Origin of the sequence: Nonomuraea fuscirosea, assembly GCF_035917475.1 — a bacterium.
Classification (GTDB): domain Bacteria; phylum Actinomycetota; class Actinomycetes; order Streptosporangiales; family Streptosporangiaceae; genus Nonomuraea; species Nonomuraea fuscirosea.
Genome location: NZ_CP109074.1, coordinates 8,007,918 through 8,020,433, shown reverse-complemented (window position 1 = coordinate 8,020,433; position 12,516 = coordinate 8,007,918). Strand labels below are relative to the sequence as shown.

Genomic DNA, 12,516 nt, shown 5'->3' with positions numbered 1-12,516 from the left:
GGAAATCTTAACCGAGCAATCGCTTGGTTCGCTTGTCGGGAGGCCGGATGAGGCTCGGGGTCACGATGTTCGCGACGGATCTGGCCATGCCGGTCCAGGACCTGGCCAGGGCGGCGGAGGAGCGCGGCCTCAGCTCGCTCTACCTGCCCGAGCACACCCACATCCCCGTCTCGCGGCGCACGCCGTACCCGGCGGGGGGAGAGCTGCCCGAGGAGTACAGGCGCACGTTCGACCCGCTCGTCGCCCTGTCCTTCGCCGCCGCCGCGACCGAACGGCTGCGCGTCGGCACCGGCATCCTGCTCGCCGCCCAGCGCGACCCCATCGTCACGGCCAAGGCCCTGGCCACGCTGGAGCGGCTGTCGGGCGGGCGGCTGACGGTCGGGATCGGGTTCGGCTGGAACGTGGAGGAGATCGAGGCGCACGGGGTGCCGTACGGCGAGCGCCGGGAGGTCGCGCGGCGCAACATGCTGGCCATGCGGGCGCTGTGGCGCGACGAGGTGGCCTCGTTCGACGGCTTCGAGCCGTCCTGGTCCTGGCCGAAGCCCACTCAGACGCCTCCGGTGTACGTGGGCGGGGCGGCGGGACCCAAGTTGTTCGCGCACGTGGCCGAGTACGCCGACGGGTGGATGCCGATCGGCGGGCGCGGCGTCAAGGCGGCGCTGCCGGCGCTGCGCGAGGCGTGCGAGCGGGCCGGGCGGCCGATGGCCGAAGTGATCCCGTTCGCCGTGCTGCCCACCAAGGAGAAGCTGGACTACTACGCCGGGCTCGGCATCACCGAGACGGTGGCCGGCCTGCCCAGCGGGCCCGCCGACGTGGTGCTGCCGGTGCTGGACGAGTACGCCGCGATGGTGTGAGATCGGCTGCTGGGCGGGTGCGCCGCGACGGCGTGCGAGCGGCACCGCGTGCGGATCGTTATCAAGGTGACGCGCGGGACGCGAAGCGAGGTCGCCCGCGCGGGGAAGGTCTCCGGCGTGGCCTGATTCGAGGCCGCCGCTGTCCGATCAGTACGCCGTCTACCTATGCCAGCGGGCATAATGGAACGATATGTCCGAGCTCCGTGCCGATGATCCCCGACAGCTCGGGGCGTACCGGCTGACACGCAGGCTCGGTCAGGGTGGCCAGGGAGTCGTCTACCTCGGCCAGTCGCCCCAGCGGACTCCGGTCGCGGTCAAGCTGCTGCACGCGAGCCTGTCGGGCGATCCCGACGGGCGGCGCCGCTTCCTCGGGGAGGTCGAGGCCGTCCGCAGGGTGGCGGCGTTCTGCACGGCCCAGCTGCTCGACGCCGACCTCGAAGGCGACCGCCCCTACCTGGTGAGCGAATACGTGGACGGGCCGTCGCTGCGCGAGCACGTGATCGCCGAAGGGCCCCGGCGGGGCGGCTCGCTGGAGCGCCTGGCCATCGGCACCGCCACCGCGCTCGGAGCCATCCACCGGGCCGGGGTGGTGCACCGGGACTTCAAGCCGGGCAACGTGCTGCTCGGCCTCGACGGGCCCCGGGTGATCGACTTCGGCGTGTCGCGGCTGGTCGACGCCGCCGCAACCGCCCACACGCCGATGGGCACGCCCGCCTACATGGCGCCGGAACGGATGAAGGGCGAACCGGCCGGACCGCCCGCCGACATGTGGGCCTGGGCGCTGACCGTCGCCTACACCGCTTCCGGGCGGCCCGCCTACACCGCCGACACCCATCAGGAGATCCTGGCCAGGGTGCTCTACGGCAAGCCGGACCTGGGCCCGCTGGACGGGCAGCTGCGCGAGATCGTCGAGGCGTGCCTGGCCACGGAGCCGGGCGAGCGGCCGGACGCCGAAGAGGTGCTGCGCCGGCTGCTGGGGCAGCAGGCGGGCGAGAGAGACCTGCTGTCCACCGGCGCGATGGCCGCCGTCGGTCCCGCCGCACCCGCCGGCACCGGTCCCGCCGGAGCCGACGCCTCCGGCTCTGGAGGCCACGCCTCTGGAGCCGCCGCTTCCGGCGAGGTCGCCGGGCCGGCCGGTCGTGCGGCGCGTCGTGGCGCAGACCGTCAGGCGGCCGGGCTGGGCTCGCTCGCCATCGTTCCCGCCAAGGTCGTCGGGCTCGGGGCGGCCGAGGCCGAGCCCGGCGTGATCACCGACCCCGACCCCACCACCAGCTTCCCCGCGATCACCGCCCCCCAGGTGGCGGCCGCCCGCGCCGCCTCCACGCGGCGCGCCACCGCTCCCGCCTGGCGGCGGCCGCGGCTCTGGCATCTGGCGCTCGCCACGGCGGTGCTGCTGATGGCCGCGGCCGGCTTCGTGTTCTGGCTGCGCGGCGCGCAGGGCCCCGGCTTCGAGGGAACGTGGACCGGCTCGGCCCGGCACTTCACCGCCGACCGGATCTTCCCCGTGGAGGTGCGCCTCGGCGGCGACGGCGCGGGATCGCTGCGCTGGGGAGCCGACCTGCACTGCTCGGGACGGCTCGGACGGGACGGCAGCGGGATGGTCTTCACCCTCGACGGGGTCGCCGGCGAGGAGTGCTATCCGGGCACGCTCCGGATGTTCCCCACCTCCGATATCAACCAGTTGGACATCAAGGTGACCCGTTCCGGTGAGGATGAAGTGACGTATTCGGGTAAGGTGGCCCGCACCCCCTGACCCCGCCTCTGACCGGGTGTGTCACGGTCAGGCCGCGATTGCCGTGCGCACCGTTGACTGTTCGCGCTCGGTTGCCTTCAGTGGAAGGCAGAAAGGGATCGCGGCGAGGGGAGGCGGCCTCGTGCCCACGGCACAGCCGCTCAGAACGGGGGACCCCCACAGACTCGGGGAGTACGAGCTTTCCGGGCGCCTCGGCGAGGGCGGTCAAGGTGCGGTGTTCCTCGGGTCGAGGAACGGCGAGACGTACGCGGTCAAGCTGCTGCACGGGCCCGTGGGGGACGAGCAGGCGGCGTTCCTGCGAGAGGTGGAGCTGGCCAAGCACGTGGCCAGGTTCTGCACCGCGCAGGTGATCGACGCCGGGTTCGACTACGGGCGGCCGTACATCGTGAGCGAATACGTCGACGGGCCCTCGCTGCACCGGGAGGTCGCGCTCACCGGGCCCCGGCGGGGCGGCGCGCTGGAACGGCTCGCGGTCAGCACGGCCACGGCGCTGACCGCCATCCACCGGGCGGGCATCGTGCACCGGGACTTCAAGCCGCAGAACGTGCTGCTCGGGTCCGACGGGCCGCGCGTCATCGACTTCGGCCTGGCCAGGGCGCTGGACGCGGCGGCCACCGTGAGCGGGCGGGGGGTCGGGACGCCCGCGTACATGGCGCCCGAGCAGATCACGGCCTCGGCCGTCACCGGGGCGGCGGACGTCTTCTCGTGGGGCGCGACGATGTGCTTCGCGGCCAACGCCACGGCGCCGTTCGGGCAGGACTCCGTCGCGCCGGTGCTGCACCGCATCCTGACCGCGCCGCCCGAGCTGGGGCTGCTGGACGGACGCCTGCGCACGCTGGTGGCGGCCTGCCTGGACAAGGACGCGCGCAACCGGCCGAGCAGCCGGGAGCTGCTGTTCGAGCTGCTGGGGGAGGCGACGGGGGACGAGGTGCCGGCCGAGGTGCTGCGGTCACCGCCGCCGCACATCCTGCGGGCGCCGCCGCTGGTGCCGGGACAACGCCCACCGAGCACTCCAGCGGAGGAGCCGGAGCACGCGGAGGACGCCGAGGGCTTCGGGGAGCGGTGGTCGTCCGGCGCGGCGCCGTACCCGATGGCCGAGCCAGAGGCGACGGGGGCGGCGGGCGGTGAGTACCGGCTCGCCGGCTCCTCTCCCGGCGTCGGTGTGCCGCCGTCACCCGTCCGCCATGGCGGCGATCACGGGTTTCCGGCCGGTGGCTCCTTATCCCCGGCCGCCACCGAGCCGACGCCGGCGGCGGGGAGGGCGCGGGGCTGGCCCAGGGCGGCCGTGGCGGTCTGTGCCGCGCTTCTGGTGACCGCCGCCGTGCTGCTCACGATCGTCGTTCCCGCGCTCAGCCGGGGTGGCGACGATCCGATCCCTCCGGGTTCCCAGGCCGCCGCGCCCTCGCCCCCGCCGCGTACACGACCGGCCACCGACCGCTCTTCCTCCGGCGAGCCGGCGCCCACGAGGACGCAGGAGACGCGGGGCCCGCGCGAATCGGCCGCCGATCCGCCGCCGGCCCGCCCGCCCGTGATCGCCGTACCGGCGCTGACCGGCCTGGACAAGGGCGCGGCCGGGAAGGCGCTGAAGAAGGCCGGGCTCGTCCTCGGCGCCGTGACCCAGGTCGACTCGCCGCAGAAGATCGGCCGGGTGCTGAGCAGCAAGCCCGGTCCCGGGGCCATGGTGGACAAGGGTGCGGCGGTGACGCTGCGGGTGTCGAAGGGGGTCGCCGTACCGTCCGTGGCCGGCCTGCGGCGCAAGGCGGCCGAGTCGGCCCTCACCGGCGCGGGTCTTCGTGTCGGCGCGGTGACCTCCTCCTGCTCGCGCGAGCCGACCGGCCAGGTGCTCTCCACCACTCCGCAGGCGGGCCGCCGCCTCGCCGGAGGTTCTCCGGTCGCCCTCACGCTCTCACGCAACGGCGCCACGGTCCCGTCGGTCGTCGGCCAGTCGGCGGAGGCGGGCCGCGCCGCCCTGGCCGCGGCGGGCTTCGCGGTGCGGACGAGGGAGCAGCTGGTGGAGGAGGAGTCGCGGGCCGGGCTGGTGCTCGGGCAGAGCATCTCCGCGAACACCTGCGCCGACGCCGGCAGCCGGATCGTGCTCACGGTCGGCGTGGCCGGCCAGTCGGGCCCGGGCCCCGATCCCGGCGAGACCACCCCCGAACCCTCAGAACCGGGCGAACCGACCGACGGCGAGTGACGGGCGAGCGAGTCACGGGCGGGGGAGCGGCAGCCGGCGACTGACGGGCTGGTTCGTGGGCAGTTGGGGCCGCATGAAGAAGTTCCTCAAGCTGGTGGTGGCCCGCTACCTGTCCAAGACCCCGCTCGGGCTGGTCGTGCTCGGGATCGGCTGGTTTCTGGGCCGGCGGCACAAGCGGCGGCGGGCGGAGCGGGAGAACGCGCCGATGCCACGGCGAGCGACGCCCTCCAGGCGGCCGGTGCGCAGCGGACGCCGTTGACGACGCCGGTGCGTGACAGGTGCCGTTGACGATGCGGGCCGCGAGGCCGGGCAGCGGCTAGGCGGGCCCCGGCGAGTACGTGAGACGCAGAGGCTCGGCGACCAGGTCGCGCAGGTCCTCCATCCCCTCGTCGTCGTGGTGCCCCGACGCCAGCACCGACTCCACGAACCGGTACGCCTCCCGCCCCGCCAGCCCCCGGAGCTGCGCGATCAGCGCCTGCGGGCCGCCGACCTCCAGCATGGTGAGGAAGTTCTCGGCCCCCAGCAGCAGGTGTTCGCGCTGCCCCAGCCCCATCGGCTCGACTTCGCCCACGTCCATGAGCAGCGTCAGCGCCGTCGGGCCGAGGATCAGGTCGTGGCGCAGCTCGCGGAGCAGGACGTCGCCCTGGGGGAGGGCGTCCACCAGGACGCCGAGCATGGCGGTCGCGCGGGAGCGGAAGGGGCAGGCGCTGATGGCCCGCAGCAGGCACTCGACGTCCTGACCCGGCCGGGACAGCCAGCCGTTGAGCTCGGCGGCGGCCTCCCTGGGCGGGTAGTGCTGGGTGAGGACGCCGAGGAGTTCGGCGGGCTCGGCGGTGGCCAGCTCGCCCAGCAGCGGAGCGTCGTGACCGTCCGCCAGAAGCCCCTCGCGTACGGCGCGCAGGGCCAGTGGGGTCAGCCGGGCCAGCGGAGCCGGCTCCGGCGAATCCAGGTAGTCGTCCTCACGGAAAAGGCCGGCATCGGTGTGGAGGGGGAGGATCGGGCCGCGGGTCAGTTCCACCGCGCCCAGATCGGACAGGACCTCCAGGGTGCGGGCCAGGTCGCGGGCCAGGCAGTGGCGGCGGGTCTCGCGGGCGAGGTTCTCGTCGAAGCCCTGCCGGCAGGCCGGCCGGGCGATCTGCTCCAGGCGGGTCAGCGGGACGTCGTCCATGCCGTACAGCGTGTCGAGGACGACCGGGAGGAGCCGGCCGAAGAGCCGGGGGAGCGCGGTGGCGGCCCCCCGACTCAGCTCCGGGAGCACGTCGAAGGCGCGCCGCCACAACGCCTCCGGGTCTTCGATCAGGTCGGCGGCGCGGGGCCCCAGGGCGTCGGCCCAGGCCCGGAGCAGGGGGAGGTCAGGGGCGGCGGAGACGCCCGTTCCGATGGCCAGGGCGGTCAGGTGCTGCACGGTGACGCTGCGGGCGGCGGCGGCCCTCAGGTCGGCGGGCGGGGGCAGGGCGATCGGCGGGCGCGCGGCGGCGCGGGTCTCGTCGAGACTCAGGGCCGGCTCGGTGAAGCGGGCTTCGAGAAGCTCTTCGAGGACGTGGTGGTCGGCGTCGGTCCGGCCCGCGTCGAGGGTCCTGCGGAACGGCACGGCGGCCCGGGCGATCGCCGCGTCGGCCTGCTCGGGGGTGCAGCCGCGCGGGTCACGCAGCCCGGTCGCGGCCAGGTAGCGCACGTACGTACGGAGAACGTCAGGAGCCAGGTCGAGGACCTCGCGCGGAGCGACGACCTGCTTCGGCACCCACGCCAGCAGGAAGCGCCTGATCTGCGCGTCGTCCCAGTAGGCGAGCCGGCCGTCGCGGCTGTGGTGACGGGAGTCCACGGCGGCGGAGATCAGCAGCTCGTCGGCGGGGCGGCCACGCTCGCCGGCCCAGACCAGGCAGCGGCGCAGCAGCACGGCCTTGGCCGCCGCGAACTCCGCGGCCTCGTCGGGCGCGAACCAGGTACGCACAACCGTGACCTTCTGCCGGCCAGTGGGGGGAGTCAGGGGGAGAACCCTGGCTGCCCAGTATTGCCGCTCGGGGTCCGGAGTGTGCGGACTTCTCCTTCCCGTCAGGATCGTATGTGCTTACCTTCCGTTTCCCCGCCGTGTCACAGGGGAATGGTCTCGCCTTCAAGCCTCGACCGCTCGGCCGCCCAGGCGATGAGGTGGCTGTGCAGGCTCTCGGCCGGTGAGGACAGGACCGAGGAGTGGTCGCGGGTGGCCACCGCGTCCAGGAACGCCTCCACCAGGCCCTCGTCACCGCCCCCGTGACCGCCGCGCGCGGTCGCGTCGCCGTCGGCCCGGGTGTCGACGACCTCGGCGCGGCCGGTGACGAAGTCGGTGACGGTCAGGCGGTCGCCGTCGCCGTCGATGGAGCCGCGGGTGCCGAAGATCCGCGTCTGCCGGTGCAGCGAGGGGGTGAAGGCCGTCATCGTGAACGACGCCGTCGTGCCGCCCTCGAACTCCAGGTTCACCACCTGGTGGTCGACGACGTCGTTGTCGCAGGCGTACACGCATCTGCCGTAGGGGCCGGTGCGCAGCGCCTCCAGCAGGCCCTGCTCGGAGACGTCGTCGGTGAGGACCGACACCGGCCAGGTGTCCTGGCCGGCGAGGGGCAGGTAGATGCGCTTGGCGGAGTACGGGCAGGTGTCCTCGACCGCGCAGTCCAGGCAGCGGTCGGCCGCCCCCTCGGGGCGGTTCTCGGGGCGGAAGTGCGCGAGCCCGCCGAACGACGACACGCGCGTGACCCGCTTCCCGGTGAGGTGGACCAGCCAGTCGAGGTCGTGACAGGACTTCGCGAGCAGCATGAACGTGGACTCGTCGGTACGCCGCCAGTTGCCCCGCACGAACGAGTGCGCCTGGTGCCACCAGCCCACCGGCTCCAGGTGCTGGATGCTGACGATCTCGCCGATCCGGCCGGAGTCGAGCAGCGCCTTCAACGCCCGCGTGTACGGGGTGTAGCGCAACACGTGGCACACCGCGAACACCGCGCCGGAACGCTCCGACGCGGCCACGATCGCCCGGCAGTCGTCCTCCGAGACCGCCATCGGCTTCTCCAGCAGGATGTCGTAGCCCAGCTCGGCGAAGCGCACCGCGGGCTCGACGTGGTCGCGGTCCTGGGTGGAGATGATCACCGCGTCCGCGCGGCGGGGCAGGGCCGCCAGCTCGCGCCAGTCCGCGTACTGCTCGGCGCCGGGGAAGCGGTCACGGCGGGAGTCCAGCGGATCGGCCACCGCCACCACCCGCGCCCGGCCGGACTCCGTGGCGTGACGGGCGTAGGCGGTCCCCCGCGAGCCCGCGCCGACGACAGCGAGCGTGACCATGGCAATCCTCCACTTATGACATAAGCTTACTTATGTCGATCGATGCTAGGATCCTGGCTGGTAGCCGTCAATAGGGGACTTACGGGAAAGGGTCTCATAAGTGACTGAGCTCCGTCCGGGTGACGCGTCCCTGCTGCGTAAGGTGAACACCCAGGTCACGCTGCGGGCGCTGCGCCGCGAGGGCGTGACCACGCTGACCCGGCTCGGCCGCGTCACCGGGTTGTCCAGGCAGACCGTGGAGGCCGTCCTCGACGAGCTGGGCGAGCGCGGCTACGTCCGCGAGCTGCCGCCGGACGAGGGTGTGATGGGACGGCCGGCGCGGCGCTTCGCCTTCAGGGCGGACGCCGGTCACGTGGTGGGCGTGGAGGTCGGGGGCGACGCCGTCGTGGCCGCGCTGGCCGATCTCGACGGCGAGGTGATCGCCTGGGAGCGGGCCGCGGTCTCCGGCGACGCGGCGGCCCACGAGCGGCTGGAGGCGGCCGGGCGTACGGCGCTGAAGTGCGTCGACGGGGCGGGCCTGGCCCGCAGGCGGATCTGGGCCGTGGCGGCGGGGACGCCCGGCATCGTCGACCGCACCGGGCGGGTCTCGCTGTCGATCACGCTGCCCGGCTGGACCGGCGTGGACCTGGCAGGGCTGGCGGGGCGCTGGTTCGGTTGCACCGCGCTGGCCGCCAACGACGCCAACCTCGCCGCGCTCGCCGAGCACTGGCGCGGCAGCGCGCGCCACGTCTCCGACCTGGTGTACGTGCTGCTCGGTCACCGGGCGGGCGCGGGCATCCTGATCGGCGGCCGGCTGCACCAGGGACGCCGCGGGGCGGCCGGCGAGATCGGCACGCTGCGGCAGGTCGGCTGGGAGCGGGCCGTCCGCGACCTGGTCGAGGGCGGCTCGGCGGCCGAGGTCTTCGCGGCCGCGCTGGCCGGCGACCGCGCCGCCGTGCGCCGGGTGGACCGCTACGCCGAGCAGCTCGCCGTCGGCGCCTCGGCCCTCGCCCTGGCCGTCGACCCCGACCTGCTGGTGCTCGGCGGGGGGCACGCGCGGGCGGGCGACGTGCTGCTCGGCCCTCTGCGCCGGCACCTGGCCGAACTGTGCGTGAACGCGCCGGAGGTGGTGGCCTCGACGTTCGGGGACGAAGGGGTGGCGATGGGCGCGGTACGGCTGGCGCTCGACCACGTGGAACGGGAGATGCTCGGCCTCTGACTCGCTGAGCCGGTAGGCGTCGTCAGTAGGCGCGGGCCGTCTTCAGCAGGGCCGCGTGGACCTGGTCCTCCGGCAGGTCCATCGTCTTGACCGCACCCCACTGCAGCGCCCCGAGCAGGGCCCAGCTGCGGAGTCTGGCCTCCGGGGTGGGGTCGTCGCCGGCCAGCTTGGCGTAGATCTCGTCCCTGAAGGACTTGATCGTGGCCCGCTCCGAGCCGGGCTCGGCGGTCGAGTCGTCCGCCGCCAGGTCCTCCATGAACAGCCGGATCACCGACCGGTAGCGGACGGCGAAGCCGACCAGGGCCTCGATGAAGTCGGCGCGGCTGTCGTACGTGGTGTCCAGCAGCGCGAGCATGTCGCCCAGCACCGGCGACAGCAGTTCGAGCGCCAGCCGGTCCTTCGGGTGGAAGTGGTAGGCGACCGCGGTCTTGGTCAGGCCGACGGCGGCGGCGATGTCGGCGAGGGAGGTGGCCGCGTAACCGCGCTCGGCGAACAGCTCTCTGGCGGCGGCCAGGATCCGGCCGCGGGTGTCGTCGGGTGTGGTCATCGTCTCATTTCCCTATGGGAGACGGCCTTCCGTATATATCCCGTTTTATCGTATGTCCTGTACGACCGTACAGGACGGTCGTCGAGTGGGAGCTGAGCGATGACGCGGTTGCTGGGACGGCTGGGCGGCTGGTGCGCGCGGCACGGCTGGATCGTGCTGGTGTCATGGGTGATCGCGGCCGCCGTGCTCATGGGCTCCAGCCTGGTGTTCGCCGCCCCGACCACCAGCGACGCCAGCATCCCCGGCACCGACGCGCAGCGCGCGCACGACCTGATGAAGAAGGGCTTCGGCTCCGGCTACGCCACCGGCGGAACGGTGCAACTCCTGCTCTACTCCGCCGACGGCCCCCTCATCGAGGACGCGCGCAAGGAGGCGGTGGAGCAGTCCATCGACCGGCTGCGCGACATGCCGCACGTCAAGGCCGTGGACACCCCCTTCCGCAGGGGCGGCATCTCCTCCAACCTGCAGATCGGCCTCATCACCGTCCGCCTGGAGGGCAACGACCCGCAGAAGATCGGCGAGACCACGCAGGCACTGTCGAAGGCCGCGGAGCCGGCCAGGGAGGCCGGGCTCGAAGTGGTGCCGGCCGACAGCTCGACGCCGGCCGACAAGGAGATCAAGACCGGGCCGAGCGAGATCATCGGCGTGGTCTGCGCGCTGCTGGTGCTGGTGTTCGCGTTCGGGACGCTGGTGGCGGCGATGATCCCGATCTTCGTCGCGCTCGTCAGCGTCGCCTCGGGGCTCGGCGTGATCGGCCTGCTCGGCTGGGTCGTGGACATGCCCAAGCAGGCCGGCATCATGGCCACGATGATCGGGCTCGGCGTCGGCATCGACTACGCGCTGTTCCTGCTGTCGCGCCACCGCCGGTTGCTGGCCGAGGGGGTGCCGGTGGTGGAGTCCGTCCGGCGGACCGTGGCCAGCTCGGGCGGGGCGGTGGTGTTCGCGGGCGGCACCGTGATCATCGCCCTGAGCGCGCTGATGCTGGCCGGGTTCCCGCTGCTGGCCACGCTCGGCTGGGTGACCGGCATCTCGGTCGTGGCCGCCGTGCTCACCTCCGTCACGCTCGTCCCCGCCCTGCTCGGCCTGCTCGGCCACCGCGTCAACGCGCTCAAGGTGCCCCTCCTGCGCGGCGCCGGCTCGGGCGCGCACACCACCGCCGGCACCGGCTGGGCGGGCCTGGGCTCGTGGGTGGCCCGCCGCCCGTGGCGGGTCCTGCTGGCCAGCGCCCTCGTCCTCGGCGCCCTTGCCGCGCCCGCCCTGGCGCTCAAGCTCGGGGCGCTCGACGAGGGGTACGGCACGCGGGGCTCCGAGCCGCGGCGCGCGTACGAGCTCATGGCCACCGGCTTCGGCCCCGGCGCGAACGGCCCGCTGATCGTGGTCGCCGAACTGCCCGCGAAGGTGGCCGACGCCGGCGATCCCGTCGTGGACAACCTCGTCCGCGAGGTGAAGGACGTCGACGGCGTGGCGCACGTGGGCGAGCCCAAGGTCAACACCTCGGGCCGGTCGGTGCTGCTGCAGGCCGTTCCCGAGTACGCCCCCAGCGACGAGCGCTCCGCCCAGGTGGTCAGGGACGTCAGGGACATCTCCGTGCCCGGCGTGCGGATGCACGTGGGCGGCAAGGTCGCCGGGCTGACCGACGCCGGTGACCGGATGGCCGAGCGCACCCCGCTGGTCATCGGGGTCGTGGTGCTGCTCAGCGCGCTGCTGCTGTTGCTGGCCTTCCGCGCGCCGATCGTGGCGATCAAGGCGGCGGTGATGAACCTCGTCTCCCTGGGGGCGGCGTTCGGGGCGCTGGCGATGGTGTTCTCGATCGGGCTCGGCAGCGGGCTGGTGGGCATGGACCCGCCGGTCAACTCCTCGTACGTGCAGCAGATCTTCTTCTCGGTGCCGATCGAGAGTTACGTGCCGCTGATGTTGTTCGCGGTGCTGTTCGGGCTGTCCATGGACTACGAGGTGTTCCTGCTGACCGCGGTGCGGCAGTCGTACCAGCGGCACGGCGGCAACGCGCGGGCGGTGGCCGAGGGGCTGGGGTCCACCGGGCGGGTCATCACCTCGGCCGCGCTGATCATGGTGGCCGTCTTCGTGGCGTTCATCGCCTATCCGGACGCCATGGTGAAGACGTTCGGGGTGGGGCTGGCGGTGGCCATCGCGGTCGACGCCACGATCATCAGAGGGTTCCTGGTGCCGGCCACGATGGTGCTGCTCGGGCGGCTCAACTGGTGGTGCCCGCGGTGGCTGGACCGGATCCTGCCGAACCTGTCGGTGGAGGGGCACGAGGAGGACGACGAGCCCGTGGTGGAGCGGCGCGAGCCGGTCACGGCCGGGGTGTGACGCCACGGTCAGTCCGGGTCGGTGACGTCGCAGGCGGCGACCCAGCCGACGTCGCCGGTGGTCGTGTTGCGGCCGTGGTGCCACAGGGTGCTCGCGAAGTTCTCGTCGCAGCGGTAGAGGTCGTGCTGCTCGGATCGGTCGGCCTCGAACTGCTGCCCCAGCCGGCCGATCCCGGCCTGGCCGGCGCCGGGCTCGGGCAGGCTCCAGATGATCACGTCGTCGTCGCCGAAGTCGTACAACATCCTGGCCCGGCCGCCGGCCAGCGCGAAGGCCGCGAGCAGGGCGAGCGAGACGACCTGTCTGACGTGCACCGTGCCTCCCCGCCGCATGAGC

At 73.4% G+C, this 12,516-nt stretch carries 10 protein-coding genes; 6 read left to right on the top strand and 4 right to left on the bottom strand.

From position 1 onward, the window contains the following. The first annotated feature begins 47 nt into the window (after positions 1-47). The 4 genes from OIE67_RS36410 (at position 48) to OIE67_RS36395 (ending at position 5,060) form a co-directional block, all read left to right on the top strand. Entirely contained in the window at positions 48-854 is an 807-nt protein-coding gene (locus tag OIE67_RS36410; RefSeq protein WP_326629062.1) for an LLM class F420-dependent oxidoreductase, read from the top strand. A gap of 190 nt (positions 855-1,044) precedes the next feature. Then, positions 1,045-2,607, top strand: coding sequence for a serine/threonine-protein kinase (locus OIE67_RS36405; RefSeq protein WP_326629058.1), 1,563 nt, complete (start codon positions 1,045-1,047; stop codon positions 2,605-2,607). A gap of 16 nt (positions 2,608-2,623) precedes the next feature. Next, positions 2,624-4,801, top strand: a complete 2,178-nt coding sequence (locus tag OIE67_RS36400; RefSeq protein WP_326629056.1) for a serine/threonine-protein kinase — start codon at positions 2,624-2,626, stop codon at positions 4,799-4,801. Positions 4,802-4,874: 73 nt separating this feature from the next. Then, complete coding sequence (locus tag OIE67_RS36395) at positions 4,875-5,060, top strand: DUF6203 family protein (protein WP_326629054.1); 186 nt, start codon at positions 4,875-4,877, stop codon at positions 5,058-5,060. Positions 5,061-5,117: 57 nt separating this feature from the next. Here the strand turns inward: OIE67_RS36395 and OIE67_RS36390 are convergent, their stop codons facing one another. Together OIE67_RS36390 and OIE67_RS36385 are read right to left on the bottom strand one after the other, a co-directional pair. Further along, on the bottom strand, positions 5,118-6,752 hold the full coding sequence (locus OIE67_RS36390; protein ID WP_326629052.1) for a hypothetical protein: 1,635 nt from the start codon (positions 6,750-6,752) through the stop codon (positions 5,118-5,120). Positions 6,753-6,892: 140 nt separating this feature from the next. Then, on the bottom strand, positions 6,893-8,107 hold the full coding sequence (locus tag OIE67_RS36385) for a Gfo/Idh/MocA family protein (protein ID WP_326629050.1): 1,215 nt from the start codon (positions 8,105-8,107) through the stop codon (positions 6,893-6,895). A gap of 100 nt (positions 8,108-8,207) precedes the next feature. Here OIE67_RS36385 and OIE67_RS36380 point away from each other — a divergent pair, with 100 nt between their 5' ends. Further along, positions 8,208-9,305, top strand: coding sequence for an ROK family transcriptional regulator (locus OIE67_RS36380; RefSeq protein WP_326629048.1), 1,098 nt, complete (start codon positions 8,208-8,210; stop codon positions 9,303-9,305). 22 nt (positions 9,306-9,327) lie between these two features. Here OIE67_RS36380 and OIE67_RS36375 read toward each other — a convergent pair whose 3' ends face one another. After that, positions 9,328-9,852: a TetR/AcrR family transcriptional regulator gene (locus OIE67_RS36375; protein ID WP_326629046.1), complete on the bottom strand. Its 525-nt coding sequence runs from the start codon at positions 9,850-9,852 to the stop codon at positions 9,328-9,330. Between the two features lie 99 nt (positions 9,853-9,951). On the opposite strand from OIE67_RS36375, the gene OIE67_RS36370 reads away from it, so the two are divergent. Continuing rightward, the gene (locus tag OIE67_RS36370) at positions 9,952-12,183 is read left to right on the top strand and encodes an MMPL family transporter (RefSeq protein WP_326629044.1); all 2,232 of its coding nucleotides are present in this window, start codon (positions 9,952-9,954) and stop codon (positions 12,181-12,183) included. A gap of 8 nt (positions 12,184-12,191) precedes the next feature. On the opposite strand, the gene OIE67_RS36365 is transcribed toward OIE67_RS36370, so the two are convergent. After that, positions 12,192-12,494: a hypothetical protein gene (locus OIE67_RS36365; RefSeq protein ID WP_326629042.1), complete on the bottom strand. Its 303-nt coding sequence runs from the start codon at positions 12,492-12,494 to the stop codon at positions 12,192-12,194. Positions 12,495-12,516 lie beyond the last annotated feature (22 nt).